The organism is Rhodanobacter sp. MP1X3, from assembly GCF_014207165.1.
GTDB lineage: Bacteria > Pseudomonadota > Gammaproteobacteria > Xanthomonadales > Rhodanobacteraceae > Rhodanobacter.
Map to the genome: position 1 here is coordinate 106,452 of NZ_JACHCO010000008.1, position 14,236 is coordinate 120,687.

At 58.0% G+C, this 14,236-nt stretch carries 13 protein-coding genes; 3 read left to right on the forward strand and 10 right to left on the reverse strand.

What is annotated here, in order from left to right; genetic code table 11:
* Positions 1 to 11 precede the first annotated feature (11 nt).
* From araD1 to HDE79_RS18760, 3 genes are all read left to right on the forward strand, one after another.
* On the forward strand, positions 12 to 1,004 hold the full coding sequence (araD1, locus tag HDE79_RS18750) for an AraD1 family protein (RefSeq protein WP_184604304.1): 993 nt from the start codon (positions 12 to 14) through the stop codon (positions 1,002 to 1,004).
* A 2-nt stretch (positions 1,005 to 1,006) separates the two neighbouring features.
* On the forward strand, positions 1,007 to 1,933 hold the full coding sequence (locus tag HDE79_RS18755) for a Gfo/Idh/MocA family oxidoreductase (RefSeq protein ID WP_184604306.1): 927 nt from the start codon (positions 1,007 to 1,009) through the stop codon (positions 1,931 to 1,933).
* A 689-nt stretch (positions 1,934 to 2,622) separates the two neighbouring features.
* Positions 2,623 to 3,669, forward strand: a complete 1,047-nt coding sequence (locus tag HDE79_RS18760) for an AraC family transcriptional regulator (protein WP_184604308.1) — start codon at positions 2,623 to 2,625, stop codon at positions 3,667 to 3,669.
* Here HDE79_RS18760 and HDE79_RS18765 read toward each other — a convergent pair.
* From HDE79_RS18765 to HDE79_RS18810, 10 genes are all read right to left on the reverse strand, one after another.
* On the reverse strand, positions 3,666 to 4,193 hold the full coding sequence (locus HDE79_RS18765) for an ATP/GTP-binding protein (protein WP_184604310.1): 528 nt from the start codon (positions 4,191 to 4,193) through the stop codon (positions 3,666 to 3,668). The genes HDE79_RS18760 and HDE79_RS18765 overlap by 4 nt on opposite strands.
* A complete protein-coding gene (locus HDE79_RS18770; RefSeq protein ID WP_184604312.1) occupies positions 4,186 to 5,133 on the reverse strand; it encodes a hypothetical protein in 948 nt (315 codons plus the stop codon). Before HDE79_RS18770 ends, HDE79_RS18765 begins: the two co-directional genes overlap by 8 nt.
* Positions 5,134 to 5,172: 39 nt before the next feature.
* On the reverse strand, positions 5,173 to 5,532 hold the full coding sequence (locus HDE79_RS18775; RefSeq protein WP_184604314.1) for a roadblock/LC7 domain-containing protein: 360 nt from the start codon (positions 5,530 to 5,532) through the stop codon (positions 5,173 to 5,175).
* A 51-nt stretch (positions 5,533 to 5,583) separates the two neighbouring features.
* A complete protein-coding gene (locus tag HDE79_RS18780) occupies positions 5,584 to 6,015 on the reverse strand; it encodes a roadblock/LC7 domain-containing protein (RefSeq protein WP_184604316.1) in 432 nt (143 codons plus the stop codon).
* A 460-nt stretch (positions 6,016 to 6,475) separates the two neighbouring features.
* Positions 6,476 to 10,498 (reverse strand): PilC/PilY family type IV pilus protein, encoded by a 4,023-nt coding sequence (locus HDE79_RS18785; RefSeq protein WP_184604318.1) that lies wholly within the window; start codon positions 10,496 to 10,498, stop codon positions 6,476 to 6,478.
* 59 nt (positions 10,499 to 10,557) lie between these two features.
* The gene (locus HDE79_RS18790; protein ID WP_184604320.1) at positions 10,558 to 11,166 is read right to left on the reverse strand and encodes a hypothetical protein; all 609 of its coding nucleotides are present in this window, start codon (positions 11,164 to 11,166) and stop codon (positions 10,558 to 10,560) included.
* A gap of 5 nt (positions 11,167 to 11,171) precedes the next feature.
* Complete coding sequence (locus HDE79_RS18795) at positions 11,172 to 12,320, reverse strand: PilW family protein (protein ID WP_184604488.1); 1,149 nt, start codon at positions 12,318 to 12,320, stop codon at positions 11,172 to 11,174.
* A 4-nt stretch (positions 12,321 to 12,324) separates the two neighbouring features.
* On the reverse strand, positions 12,325 to 12,822 hold the full coding sequence (locus tag HDE79_RS18800; RefSeq protein WP_184604322.1) for a hypothetical protein: 498 nt from the start codon (positions 12,820 to 12,822) through the stop codon (positions 12,325 to 12,327).
* Entirely contained in the window at positions 12,819 to 13,436 is a 618-nt protein-coding gene (locus HDE79_RS18805) for a GspH/FimT family pseudopilin (protein WP_184604490.1), read from the reverse strand. Before HDE79_RS18805 ends, HDE79_RS18800 begins: the two co-directional genes overlap by 4 nt.
* Positions 13,433 to 13,882: a type IV pilin protein gene (locus HDE79_RS18810; RefSeq protein ID WP_184604324.1), complete on the reverse strand. Its 450-nt coding sequence runs from the start codon at positions 13,880 to 13,882 to the stop codon at positions 13,433 to 13,435. Before HDE79_RS18810 ends, HDE79_RS18805 begins: the two co-directional genes overlap by 4 nt.
* Positions 13,883 to 14,236: the final 354 nt, after the last annotated feature.

A 14,236-nucleotide genomic window follows, 5' to 3' on the forward strand; every position in this document is an offset into this window, starting at 1 on the left:
AGAGAAACGACATGACCTTGCGCCTTTTGCAACATCGTGACGCAGGCGGAAATCGCTCTGTGATCGCCTCCACCGGCAACGGCGACGCTTTCGTGGTCGGAGTCGATAGCGTGAGATCGCTGGCGAACCTGGCGATCGCCATGGGCACCGATCTCGCTGGCGCGGTGGCGGATTGCGGTTTCGGGGAAACCGTGGACATCGCCGCCGAACTGGCCGGTGGCCGGCTGCTGGCGCCGATCGATCACCCGGACGCAGCGCATCTGTTCATGACCGGCACGGGCCTCACCCACCTGGGCTCCGCCGAAGGACGCGACAAGATGCACCGTGAGGCTGCTGCGGCTCAGACGCAAACAGATTCGATGCGGATATTTCTCGAAGGTGTCGAGGGCGGCAAGCCTGCACCCGGCCAGACCGGGTGCCAGCCGGAATGGTTTTACAAGGGCAACGGAACTGGCCTCGTCGGTCCGGGCGAGCCGCTGACCTCACCGTCTTTCGCGAAAGATGGCGGTGAAGAGCCTGAATTGGCGGGTATTTACCTGATCGGGGAAGACGGGACGCCTTTTCGCCTGGGCGTTTGCCTCGCCAATGAGTTCAGTGATCATGTCACCGAACGCCACAATTACCTCTGGCTGGCGCACTCCAAGCTGAGGCAGGCGGCACTGGGACCCGAATTGCTCGTCGGTCCGCTGCCGGCGCAGATCGAAGGCACCAGCCGCATCCGTCGGGACGGCGCGGTGCTTTGGGAAAAGCCGTTCCTGTCCGGCGAGGAAAACATGTCGCACAGTTTCGCCAACTTGGAGGCGCATCATTTCAAGTACGACGTGTTTAGACAGCCAGGCGATATCCATGTCCATTTTTTTGGTACCGCCACACTGTCGTTCTCCGAAGGAATAAAAACGCAAGTGGGCGATCAGTTCGAGATCGAGGCTGCACCTTTCACCCTGCCGCTATGCAATAGGCTGGCGCTCGCTTCTGCGCAAACTTTTATCATCAAGGCGCTCTGAGCATGGGTCCGATACGTGTTGCGGTGGTTGGCATGGGCAAGATCGCTCGCGACCAGCATCTTCCGGCGATTGCTGCCGACACGGCCTTCCGTTTGGCCGCAACCGTCAGCCCTGGCAATTCGGGTATAGAGGGTATCGATCACTACGAAAACCTTGATGCACTGCTCAAGGACGGGTCGGGGGTCGATGCAGTCGTGGTTTGTACTCCTCCACAGGCCCGTTATGAATTGGCTAAGCAGGCGTTGGCCAGTTCCATTCACGTCTTTCTCGAAAAGCCGCCTGGCGCAACGCTGGCAGAGGTCGCTGCACTCGAGGAGCTGTCGCGCAAGACCGGCGTGACATTATTTGCTGGTTGGCATTCGCGCTTTGCCGCTGGCGTCGCGCCGGCCCGCGCATGGCTTTCCGAACGACGGATCGATAGCGTGTCGATCATCTGGCGAGAGGATGTCCGCGTCTGGCATCCCGGGCAGGCTTGGATCTGGGAGCCTGGCGGTCTTGGCGTATTCGATCCGGGCATCAATGCACTGTCAATCGCGACGCATATTTTGCCGCGTCCCTTTTTCCTCCAGGCCGCTGTGCTGTCTACCCCTGCCAACCGCTCCGCGCCTATCGCCGCTGAAATGACATTTCGCGATACCGCTGGTGTACCGATCACAATGGATCTTGATTGGCGGCAGACCGGTCCACAGAGCTGGGACATAGTCGTTGAGACCGATGCAGGAATCTTGAAGTTGGCGAATGGTGGCGCGGTGCTTGAGTTACCGAGCGGCACCCAGCATGGCGAGGACTGCGAGTACCCAGGACTCTATACACACTTTGCCTCGCTCATTCGCACCAAGTGCAGCGACGTAGACACCAGTCCGCTACGACTTGTCGCCGATGCCTTTCTTCTCGGACGTCGAGAGACCATTGAGGCGTTTGAAGACTGAGATTTCTGATCTCATTGAACGCCTAGCTGTTGCATGCAAGCGATAGCCGAACCGTTGCATAGATATCGCTGATGCGAGCAACACTTGAAGTTCGAAATCAAGCAAGTGTGAAGGTTGCGGGAGCGAGCGAGGTGTTGCGCTAACTGACCAGCCCATCAATGGGGGCGATTCCGCGTAGCGGAACGGCATGATCAGGCCTGGGGAGTGACTTCGAGCGCCGGGATCTGTCGAAACCGTAGGAGAGAAACAGAGTGGTGCAAGTTGCCTCAACAACTTGATGGGTGCGGCTGACCCTGTTCTAGGCGCAAGCCTCTGACTGGCCCATTTTCAGCAATCGCAGAAGGACATCTCGGCCTTCCTTCGGGCGTAGCGCTGCTGGTCGAATAACGGTGCGAATTCCGGTTCGGCCAATCATCTGTTCTGGCCTACGACCGGGTGCTGAGCACCTGGCTTATCCGACCCTATCCAATAATGTCTGGCCAAGCCGAGTCGCGCGGAAGTAGGGAAGGCGATTTGTGTCGTTTACATATCCTGTTGATTTGAATGGTTGTCATACCAAACGCATGGTTCCCGCATGCAAACCACATGCGCTTCTGACTCGTTCCTTTGAACATCCGCGCCGCCATGAGGGCGCACGTCATTAACCTGTGACGGTAAGTAGCTCTCGGCTCTTGTACGGGGGCAAGAACATGAACGAATGGTACCGGGCCGACGTTTCGGCAGAATATGCTGTTGGGCTGCTTCAGCTTCTGGAGCAGCGGAATATATCCATGGAGTTGGCGTTGGAGGATACGGGCATTAGCACCGCCCAACTTGATGGGGGCATGCGGCTGACCACGCAACAGGATGCTGCATTGCTGGCCAATGCGGTACGTCTGACCGCCGACCTTGGCTTGGGGTTCGAACTTGGGCTGTGCTGCACGCTCACCTGGCATGGACTTCTTGGGCTTGGGCTCATGAGCAGCCGTACCCTGCGGGATGCACTGCGGTTATGGGCGGAATACCTTGATCTGCGCACCGCGGGATTCTGCATAGATCTGCATGAGCACGATGGACTGGCGGAGTTGAACATACAGGATCTAGCCCCGGGAGCAACCATGCGAAACTGCGCCCTCGAGCGGCTCGCAACCATGACGGCATGTCTCGGTACGCAACTGACGGGACAAGCGCTTCCGGATATTGAAATGTGGTTCAGAGGAGGTCAGCCTTCTTACACGTTTGCGTATCTTGATCGTCTGGCAAAAATGCGGTTCTCGACGGGGTTATGCCAAGTGCGTATGCCAAGCGACTATCTCGACCTCGTGTTGCCAACCGCCCATGCCCTGGTATCGCGCCAGGTAAGACAGCAATGCGAACGCGAACGTATCATGCATGGTCAAAACAATTGCCTGGTTGCGCGCATAAAGAATCGGCTACCACTTGAAGACGGAACCTATCTCGGTATGGAGGAAATGGCTCAGACACTATGCATGTCTAGTCGGACCTTGAAACGAAAGCTGCGCTATCTTGGGTTCAATTTCCGTCAGTTGGTTGATGAGGCGCGCAAGCAGGAAGTGTTGCGTGACGTGTTGAATACGATGATGACAGTCGATGAGATTGCCAATCGTCGAGGCTATTCCGATGCGGCAAATCTGACCCGTGCTTTCCGACGCTGGACGGGCGAGTCCCCCAGCCAATACCGCGCCAAGCTGCCTTACATGCTGGAGCGTAACGGCCCCATGGAGATGATGCTCTAAAGCAACAACAAAGCTCGAACCAGTTGCCTTACTTGCGCTGGATCACGTGGGTCAATACTGAAAATCGGTACGAACAAGCTCATGCGTCGTGTAAGAGCATGCATGGTTGCCATTGAGAACGTGGGCGTGATATCCGTTTTGCTGATACCGATGACGAATTTGAGGTTCGGGTCGATGCGCGCCAAACTTTCAACGACGGCACAGCAATCGTCGCCGAGCGATGAAGATGAGGCATCGAGCAGCAATACAGCTCCGAGTGCACCGCGTCCGACAATCGGACCCATGAAATCAAGGTAATCCTGACCAGGTAGACCATAGACGTGCAAGGTCTCATTGGGGCTCAGCTGGATCGTGCTGTAGTCGAGGGCGACGGTCGTTGTGATTTTCCCCCCTGGCCTGGCATCCATCCATGGCCTTTCGGAAGAGACGGGTGCGGTATCGGAGATAGCGCGTATGGCTGTCGTTTTGCCGGAACCGACCGGGCCGGCAAACAGGAGTTTGATCGTTTTTTCAGAATCAAACATGCGAATAACCGAGCTTCAACCCGAAATGCCTTGCAACGCGCTGAATGACGGAGGCAGTGGCGGGAGAAGATGTGGATTGAGTGAGCGTTGTGGCGATATTGCCGTCGTCGCATACCAATGCGCCACTGGCCAGCGTCGCCCAAAGAAAAGCGTTGATGCGTTTTGCCGAGACGTTGGTGTGTTGTTTCAAGGCTTCAACAGGCCGGCCCGAACGATAGAGCAAGGAAGAAAGGCGCAACGAGTCCAGGTCATCCCTAACACTGCCGAGATCGGGCCATCGAGTCAGCCGATACAAGTTACCCTCCAAGGTTGGCAAACTGGACTCATGCCGCAGGCAAGCGTTGACCAGAAAACTATCCAGGCTGCGGGAGACCAGCCATTCGTGTTCATGGGCACCCACGGCGGGTTTCGTACTGCACAACCAAGTGTTGTCCAGTAGACGTGCTTCTGCTGCGTGCAGATCGCTAGTCGAACACGCGTGAATACGGCTGGCTGCATGCCGCAGTACCAAAGTAATGCTGCTGCACTTGACGAGCAGGCACTTGACGAGCAAGTCCTGACCACATTCAGCCTCTCTCAGGCAGATACCCAGCAAACCTTGAAAGCTGTCGAGCGAACTCTTTGTTGCAGGCAGCAGCCTTTCCTGCAGCATCCGGGCGAGTACCGCCGCTGGCGCTTGCCGGTCCAGTCGCGACTCGCTCGCGTATTCGGCGCCATCGTTGTGTGCAAAGACGAGCACAGGCAGCTTGCTCCGTATCGCGACTTCGTATGCCAGTCGTCCATAGCCGTTATCCAGATCGACGATCAGGATGTCACTTTCCCGCCCCTTCCACTCTTGTATGTCGACATGAATCTGGGAAGCCGCCAACAGTCCACAAGCCAGCGACAAGCGAAGCTCAAGTTCTTCCGGCAGACCTGCTACACCTATCTGGATATTCATGATTACCTTTCTTCCCCCCGTATTACGGGGGTGTTTACCTCAGGAGAAATCCAGCGTTTTCTCGAAAGCCTTCAGGTGGTGTCTGGCCATTGCCAGGTTCGACTTCTGACGGTCGATGATCACGTACAGGAAGACATTCTTGTTCGACACCAGCGGGCGAATGAGGTGATATTGACGCTCGAGGCTGATGAGAATGTCTTCGATCGTGTCATTGAGCTTGAGGGATACGGTCACCTTGCGCTTGGCACGTACAACTTCAGCATTGCCGGCCGCCGCCAGTTCCAGGTCTATGCTGGACACACTGTCGCCAGCCATCAACATGCCACTGTCTTCGTCGACCAAGGCGCTGGCAACATAGCCATCAATGCTCCGTAGCGACTCGAGGCTGAAATTTTTCATGTGATGCTTTCCATGGGGAATAGAACGAATGGAGTACGTATCTGATCAGGTTCACGAGGAGCCATACATGCGCGAGGAAATACGTGCGGCCAGATCCAAGGCAACGCGGCGTGAAAGCGCGAGCATGATGCTATGGTCAACGCCGATGGCTAGAACCAGCGGATACTGAGGTCCTGCGATGTGCACAATGATGCAGGTGTAGTCGTCCATGGAGACAATGGTGGACCGACAAGCGCCGGCCGACAGTTCCCTGGCCAAGGATTCACACAGGCCAAGTAATGATCCGGTCATGGCTGCAAGGCGATTGCCGTCTCTCGTTGTTGCCGACTTGAAACTGATCAATCGAGCATCAGCACTCGCTACTACGGCCAAGGTTATTTCAGGGTAGTTCCGCGAGAGTTCGGTCAGCTCTCTATCGCAGATAACACGAAGCTCCGCCATTTCTTTATTGGCGCTAGTGGTGATGATGTTTGAATCATGCATGGGTGTAACCGAGCGATAGTTATCGCTGTGAGTGACGTCGACGAATGCGGTGACGCTTGGTTTATCCCCACCTCGTTATCGCGATGTCTTGGTAGGTCGGAATGATCGCGTCAGACCTTCAAGTTAACCATCGCATTTGAGGGTCGAATAGCTGTCAATTGGGGTCAGGTTTATTTCGAAGCGTGAGACACGTCTAAATTGCACTGTGTCGTATGTCTCGCGATGGCATACATTGGGTTGCGCACCGGCATTGAGCGTTTCGCCAATACAGGCAAGTGTAGAAAGCAGGGATCCCGAGGACATTGATGGTCAGATCGGAGAGTTTCTTGCGCAGCTCACGGACGACCTCGACGCCTGGGCTGCCCTCGGCGGGTGCTTCGAAATCGAAACGTGCTCGGGTTCAAAACGACAAGACCGGCTCCGTGCAAAGGGCTGTTTTTTTATAACGCTGGCAATTTTATTAGTTGAGTATCTCTCGCCAATTGACGCGCTTGACCTGGTTTTGCGGGAGAGTGGCATTGAGGTTCTGCAGTTGGCTCGCGCCTGAGGATGTGCTCGATCCTAGGGAGGGAACCGTAGCGCCCGTACTTGTCGTTCCTTGCACCAACTGCACGCCGGTCACTGCGGACTGCGTGGTGAGATAGGGCACCGTCGCGCCGCTGCTGCTGAGCAGGACCGATTCACCCGCGAAGCTGGTCGCGTACAGCGCGCCTTGCAGCGAGCAGGGATTGCTGGAAGGTATCACCGTACCCCATGCAACGATATCCAGTCCGGCAGTGGCCGTCGGATTAATTACGATACGTTCGGTACCGCCGCCGCTGCCGGCCGAACCAGTCAAGTCGTAGTACCAGCCCAGCGAGCTGTCGCTCAGCGTGAGGCCGGTGGATAGACTGGTATTGGCGACCAGGTCTTTCCGCACCACCGGCAAGCCAGCCGTCGACGGTGTGGTGCCACTGCCATCGCGCAGCGCATACATGGTCTGCTGCTGCGTGCTGGTGAGGTCCGTAATGTTGAGGAACTGGCCCGTGCCGACAAAAATCCATCGGAGCGTGTTCAGTTGGTTGGCGCTGAGACTCAGTTCGATGCGCGGTGCGGTAGTGATCGGCTGCGGATTGCCGGACGGATCGGTCAGCGTGGCGAACAGGGTTGGTGACGGATAGCTTCCAGTAGCCGCGCCTTCGGTCAGGTCGAAGCGCCAGACATTGCCGAGCAGATCGCCCGCATATATCTGATCGATGGTGTTGTCGGTGACATCCTGTGTATAGGCCGCGGCCTGGGTGAGACCGGCTGGATTGCTGGTACCGCCCACACCGGTATCGATCTTTTGCAGCAGCGCCCCGGTTTTGGCATTCAGCACGTACAGTATGCCGTGGCCTTGCAGCGCATCCGATCCCGATGTGTTGTCGTAGCCCGACGTCATGATCACCACCCAGCCATATTTGCGGGTTTTCACCACCAGGGGCGCACCGTAGCTGTAGCCCATATCGGCATCGGTGAATTCCCACAATACCTTGCCGGCCTGTGTACTTTCCACGCTCGCGCTGCTGGTGGTGTCGACGGCTTGCGGCACGTTGGTGATATCGAGTGCGTAGATACCCTTGCCGCCCTTGCCGAGTCCGCCGACCAGAATCGTGTGCCAGTCGGCGGTGGTTGTCGTGGTAATGGGCGACGCACTTCCGCTGCCGGTCAAGGTGAAGTCGACATCGGCGACCTGCGGCGTGGCGTCGACATAGAAATGGTGAGCGAAATTGTTGGCGGATATGCCGTTGAGATTGGCCAGGGCAGGCAAGCCATCGACCAGCGGCGTGCTATTGGGGCCGTTGTAAAGCAGGCTCGGCACGTAGGCGAATAATTCGCTGCCGCCGCCGGTCACCGGATTGGTGGTGGTTGCGGACTGGAAGTCCGCTTCGAACGCATGCAGCATGCCGTCGTTACCGCCGACGTACGCCACTGGCTGGCGGTTGGCGATGCTGGTGGTGAAGGCGGTATATCCCGGATTCGCCGTTTCCGAGTAAGACGGCGACAGCGCGCTTTGCACCAGCACAGCAGACGAATCCACGATGTCACCGAGAATATGGCCACGTGAGCGGAACAAAGCGCCTTCGTTGCTCTTGTCGCCGCGCAGGTAATTGACTAGCGCAGCACCATTGCCGGTCGTGTTGACGGCCGATTGCTCGGACGCCGAAAGGCTGTTGTAGCGGAAAGGTACGCCGGTGGTTCCATTCCACGTGACAATGCGCCGGCCGGTATCCCAGCCGATGATCGTGGCGCCTGACGAAGACGTGCTCTGGGTCAGCGTGTCCAACTGAAGTTGCGCATGCCATGGCGTACTGCCGCTGGCCGCCGTCACGGTGCTGCCCACCGTGGTAGTTGCTATGAAACCGGACACGTCACCCGTCCACACCACGGGCGTGTATTGCGTGGTGTACGCGGGAAAGCCCGCCACCGGAGCGTAGTAGGGCACCGTGCCGGCCGTGATATTGGCAAGGCTGCGCGTCGAGTTGACGGTAAGGCCCGAACCGGTCTGCGAAGCTGTCGATGCAATATTGTTGAAAATCTGCTGCAGGCCGGACTGGATCAAGTTCGCCTGGTTGCCAGGCAGGTAATTGTCCGGGCGCAGATTCTGGGCTGCGGCAGTCGTGCTATTGGTGTGCCAGGTGAGGATATTGGCCGGAATGCCGTTGTTATTGATGTCGTTGAAGCCGCCGTATTTGGCAGCCAGCCAGTACATGTTCGGTCCGGGACCGCTGCCTAGCGAAGTAGGGGCGTAGATCCATTCATTGGTTTGTCCGTCGTAGCTGCCGGGTTCCAGCACGTCGATCGTATACGTGGAGACTTTCTGGTTGCCAGAGACGTCGCCACGAATGTCGTTGATATGTGCGTAATAGGCGAGGCCGGCCATGTTGTAGGTGGCCTGTCCGGTGCCGCTGCTGACTTCGAAGGTGGTGCCCAGAGATGTCACGCCTAGATACTGCGCCATGGTCTTGGAGGCGGCCGTCGTGCCCTGCGCCTCGATCAAAGGCAGATTGCCGAGCTGCGTGGCATACACGGAAGCATCCAGCGACACGGCGACGGTGCCCCCGATACTCAATGGCGTAAGCGGCGTTCCTGTCGCGCCTATCTGGCTGGCCGGCGCGCTGGTCGGCACGCGCGTGTCATACCAGGTATGCGAATCACCGATCGTGACGATGGCGTTGTTCTGGCAGGTGTACTGGATCGGATCGTTGACAGTCGGACTCTTGGATGAGTTGGCTGGCGTACCGGTAAAGACCGGGAAGCTGGGATCGGCGCTGTTGGTCGAGCTGAGGCCAGCGGTATAGGTCGAGTCGAGTGGCACCTGCATGTAGTAGGCCAGCGTGGCCCAGTAGAGATCGCTGACGGTATCGTATAGCTCGTAATTAACCTGATAGCCAAACTGGTTCAGATAGTTGATGGCACCGCTCTTGGGAAAGGCGCCGCCGCCGGGCGCGGTGGCATAGATGGAGTCGGCCGCATCCGGATTCGTATAGAAAATGCCGGTTTTGCTGTCCCATTCCGCGTAGCTGTTGGTTTGGCGAGCACCGTAGCCGTTATAGGTGGTGGGACCGTTGTCGCGCAGCAGCGCACGCACGGCGCCATTCGGCTGGGTACTACCATTCAGGAAGGCATAGGCCGACGCGCCGACACGGATCTTGGTGTAGTTCTGCTGGATCAAGCCTTCGGGCTTGTTGTAGGCGCCGGCGCCTACGTAATCAGTAGACTTGTGCGCCGAGTTGCAGTTGCTCTCCAACATGTTGGCTACGCAGACCGCCACCTCCGCATTGTAGGTGGTCGCCTGGTTGTTGATGCCGTTGGTCTGGCCGGTGTTGCGGAAGCTGCTGTTGTTGGAAATGATGAAAGTGATACCTTGCCCGGCCGACTCCAGATACACATTCGACAATGACGCGTAATTGCTGTCACCGATCACCGTCGAGGGCGACACGTTTACCGAACTGCCGATCTGCTTGTTGGGGAAATTGCTGGTGCTGCTTTGTGCCGCGTTGAGGTTGGAGCGCTCCAGCACCGTTGTCGAGGTGGTATCGATCACGCGATTGCCACCGGTCAGTGCCTGGCGGAACTCGTCGAGTGAGGTCATCAACGCCCAGTTGAGCATGTTTCCGCTCCAGTGCCCGCTGCAAGTCGGGCCGGAGGTGTTGATCGGCAGGAAATAGCCCGCGCCGGTATTGTTGTTGTAGTCGTAGCACTTGGTCGGATCGAAATAGCCGAGATACGTGGTACTCGGCGAGTAGCCGGTCGCATTCGTATAGGCGCCGACCGTGCCGGTTGGGTATTCCACCGACAGGGCCATCATCAGATTCGCGGGTACGTTGGACGTGCTGTACACGGGCGTATCGGAAAGCGTCGTCTGTGCGGTAGCCTGGCCGACGACCATCGATGCGACCGCGCAGGCAAGCAGTACGCGATCAAGATAAAGCCGGTGTAGTACGCGAAGTAACTTGGACATGGACGCTTCCGTAATGCCGATAGATAGGTGGTCGTGCTGGCGACGATGCCGCCGTTGGATCAGCGCAGAATGGTCTGCACGTAGGCGCTGGTTCCTTTCGAGCCATTGACGCGCACGGTCAGCCGAAAGGCTGCATAGGCACCGTTGTCGAAGGGCGTCAGGTTGTCCGATGTCTGGTTGGACGAGGTGGCGCCAAGTAGCGAAGCGCCGGACACGATGCAGCCCGTGACGGTGGCGGCGCCGGATGTCGGGCACAGCCGCTCGACCACATAGGTCACGCTGTTGTCGGTGCTGTTGAGTGGCGTGACGCTACCGATGCTGCCGCTGACTGCGTTCACCAGCACGTTGGGCACGTCGCCGGCGGATCGCGCGGTGGCAGGTTGCGGCTCGGCGTAATAGCCGAGCGGGGCGTTATCCGTATCGCTGGTGGGTTGGGTAAAGGTGATCTTTTGCTGGGCGTCCACATAGGCGCGCTCCGCTTCCTGCAACACGCCCTGGCGGAAGGTGAGGCTGCCGGCGATGGTGTTGCTGGTGTCCACCGAGCGCATCAGCGCCATCGCGGCCAGCAACGACACAACCAGCACAATCAGTGCGATCAGGGTGGAAACCATGCCTTGTTGCCGATACCGGCGGCCATGGCGGATCGAACGCGTGATGGGAATATTCATGTCGTTTAGTAGTGCATGGTGACGAGTGCGTTGCGGATCGGAATCGTGGTGTCGTAAACCTTGTAGCGATACTGCGTCTGCGTGGTCACGGTGTATTGCAACGATGACGACAGATCGGGAAACAGCGTCAGCGACGTGCTGCCGACGTAATCCGTGGAACGTTCCGGCAATCGGCTTTGCGCGACTACCGCAACGCGGATCGCCTGGATCTGCGACATAGCCGTTTGTGCCGCAGCCGTGCTCGCGGTGAGCGTGCCGATGTCCCAGGTGCCGGTGGGCTGTACCCACTGATCGATCTGGTTGGGATTGGTATCGCCAACATTGTGGATGCCGTACAGCGCCTTGAGCTGCACGATGCCATCGGCGATCGGCATGACGGTGGCGGCATTATTGTTGATCGGCCGTTGCAGCAGGTCGTACGACACCAATGAGTTGGTGCTGGGATCGACGCCGAACAGGGTGAAAGCGGGCGAGGGGCCCAGATCGAACAACTTGGTGGCGGTGATCAGGCCAGTCGGCGCACTGTTGGTCATATCCAGCGCGATGGTGGTACTGCTGACCTGCGCCGTCGGCGATGCGCTGTGGGTATGCGCCAATGCACAGGTGCCATTGGACAACGTGCCTATAAGATAGTCGCCCGTCAGGATGCCCAGAGCATTACTGACCACCACGCTGCTTGCCGAGGGTGTGCTGCTGACGGTGATCTGGAAAACCTGCAACGCCGAGTTGCCGCTGACCGTACCGATGACATCCGGATTGCTGCCGCCGGCCGCAATCAACACCGGTACCAATCGTGCAGTCAGAAGCCAGCTGGAGGTGCTGAATGGAGCGGGCAGGGACGTGGCCGGCAAGGTTGACGTCGTGCTGCTGCCTGTATAGCTATACGCACTGACCGGGCAGCCCCATAGACTGTAGTTAAAGCCCTGCACGATCCCCGAACCGGCCGTACGCAATTGCCGCTCCATCGCATACAACGCATAGCTGCCGTTTTGCTGAGCATCGTTGCCGCTGGTCGTGGTGCGCTTATGGCTTTCGTAGACTGCGAAAGCCGACATGATCGCCAGGATGCAGATCATGCTCACCAGCATGCCGACCATCAGCTCGATCAGCGAGAAACCCTGTTGTCGTAAGTGATGTAGTCGTAAGCGTTGCATGGGATCAATAGCCAATGTCGGTAATGGATACATAGCTATGCGGATTGCTATCGGCGGGCGCCTGCCAGTTGATCGTGATCGTCACCTGATATTGAGCGTTGCTCGAATTGGTGATGGCCTGCTGACTGATCTCGATGCTGGGAGGGTTGGCTGGAACGCCGGGAAGGCATCCCGTCACGTGCGATGTCGACGTGCAATCGATGCTGCTGAGCCATGTCAAATATTTGGTATCGCCTTTGCCACCGCTGCCGATGTAATCGGTCGCCAAGTCGCTGGGAGCGCCATCGGCCCACATCTGCGCGATAAGCTGATCGGCCAGCATGGCGGCATCAATGCGGTAGTTGGCGGCGCTGGTCATCTGCATGGCCGAGCCCTGCAATGCCACCAGTCCAACAATGCCGATCGAAAAGATCACGACCGCGACCAAGGCATCCAGCAAGACAAAGCCGCGACGGGATATGGCAAGCCCAGTCCGGTTCAATCGAGGGTTTACGTATTTCATGGGCACCCCTGCGGGCTGTTGGCGCTGAGCGTGATAGCCGGGTCGCACATGTTCACCATTCCGCCCGCAGAGATCGTGGTGACGAGGCGTCGGCTGGTCGCCTGCAGCGCTGCTTCGGCGGCGGTGACATCGATGCGCAGAATCGATGTATTGCCGTAGTCAGATGGACGGCCCAACGACGTGAAGGTGATGCCGGCCGGAATGCCGCCGCTGATGATTCCGCTATAGACACTGGTGGCTACGTTGCTGGTGGCCGTCGTGGCGCCGACCTGCACGTTGCTGGCGCTGCCGGGCGAATTGAATGTCTGCAGTACTGTGCTTGAGGCACTGCTGCAATCGGTGGCGGCCGCCGCGCTGGCGGCGCTGACAGGTAAGGTGCAGACCTGCCAGTTGCTGCTGGAGATCAACTGAAAGCGCACGTCGGCGCCGCGCTGCGATGCCTCGTTGCGGGCGAGCCGCAAGCCGTTCTGGATCGATTCGGTGACGCTGCGGATGCGCGTGTTGAGCATCCACTGCTGGAAGCTGGGAATGCCGAGCATGACCAGGATGGCCGTGATCGTAATCACGATCATCAGCTCGATCAGGCTGACGCCGCGCTGTCCGGATCGACTCATTGGCACACACCCGGAGCGGTCACCCAGCAAGTAGTGGTTGGGGTGGTGTACCAACTGCCAGCGTAGGAGGTACCGCGGTTATTGGCCTGGTCGATAGTGAACTGGAAATTGATGGTAGAGGGAGAAGATCCGCTGGCCGTGATTTTGTAGGTCGTCGTGGTCGCGGAACAGGTATAGCTGAAATACTGCGACACGGGCATGCTCGCGCCGCAGTTGGCCGAGTTACTCGTGCTCGGGTATTGCCGGTTGTCCTGGTAGTACTGTTCCATCAGGACACGCGTGGCACTCAGACCGTTCTGCGCATCGGTAAGCTTGCTACGCGTGACGTAGTTGCTATAGATCGGCATGGCGATGGCAGCGAGGATCGCAATGATCGCCACCACGATCATCAGCTCGATCAACGTAAAACCTGCCGCATGCCTGCGATGCAAGCATCTGTCATTCATGGATTGCCCCTGTAACGATCGGGAGCCTGTGCGTGGCTCCAAAAGATTGCGTCATGTGCAATCCGCACCAAATTGACATCCATGTGGCCGTGTCTGCTTGTTATCAGACATTGCGATCAAATCATCGCGTTTTGCGGACAGGCCATCTATCGCCGCAAGGTGCCAGATGTTTGTCAATTGAGGACGCCGCTGCCACATTGCGACCCATTGCACGTGACGAAGAACACGTTAGCCCCAATAGATAGGCATACATGGGTATCAGCCGGTAACCCACGTTCGAATCTCGGAGCATGGAGGCCGCAACAAAAGTCGCTTCGGTCAAGTCATCAAGTCCCAACGGAAGCGACTCGCCCA

Coding starts and splice junctions, on each gene's coding strand:
- HDE79_RS18800 (WP_184604322.1), bottom strand. CDS start 12,822: ATGAAATACGTAAACCCTCGATTGAACCGGACTGGGCTTGCCATATCC.
- HDE79_RS18785 (WP_184604318.1), bottom strand. CDS start 10,498: ATGTCCAAGTTACTTCGCGTACTACACCGGCTTTATCTTGATCGCGTA.
- HDE79_RS18765 (WP_184604310.1), bottom strand. CDS start 4,193: ATGTTTGATTCTGAAAAAACGATCAAACTCCTGTTTGCCGGCCCGGTC.
- araD1 (WP_184604304.1), top strand. CDS start 12: ATGACCTTGCGCCTTTTGCAACATCGTGACGCAGGCGGAAATCGCTCT.
- HDE79_RS18810 (WP_184604324.1), bottom strand. CDS start 13,882: ATGAATGACAGATGCTTGCATCGCAGGCATGCGGCAGGTTTTACGTTG.
- HDE79_RS18760 (WP_184604308.1), top strand. CDS start 2,623: ATGAACGAATGGTACCGGGCCGACGTTTCGGCAGAATATGCTGTTGGG.
- HDE79_RS18795 (WP_184604488.1), bottom strand. CDS start 12,320: ATGCAACGCTTACGACTACATCACTTACGACAACAGGGTTTCTCGCTG.
- HDE79_RS18755 (WP_184604306.1), top strand. CDS start 1,007: ATGGGTCCGATACGTGTTGCGGTGGTTGGCATGGGCAAGATCGCTCGC.
- HDE79_RS18770 (WP_184604312.1), bottom strand. CDS start 5,133: ATGAATATCCAGATAGGTGTAGCAGGTCTGCCGGAAGAACTTGAGCTT.
- HDE79_RS18790 (WP_184604320.1), bottom strand. CDS start 11,166: ATGAATATTCCCATCACGCGTTCGATCCGCCATGGCCGCCGGTATCGG.
- HDE79_RS18780 (WP_184604316.1), bottom strand. CDS start 6,015: ATGCATGATTCAAACATCATCACCACTAGCGCCAATAAAGAAATGGCG.
- HDE79_RS18805 (WP_184604490.1), bottom strand. CDS start 13,436: ATGAGTCGATCCGGACAGCGCGGCGTCAGCCTGATCGAGCTGATGATC.
- HDE79_RS18775 (WP_184604314.1), bottom strand. CDS start 5,532: ATGAAAAATTTCAGCCTCGAGTCGCTACGGAGCATTGATGGCTATGTT.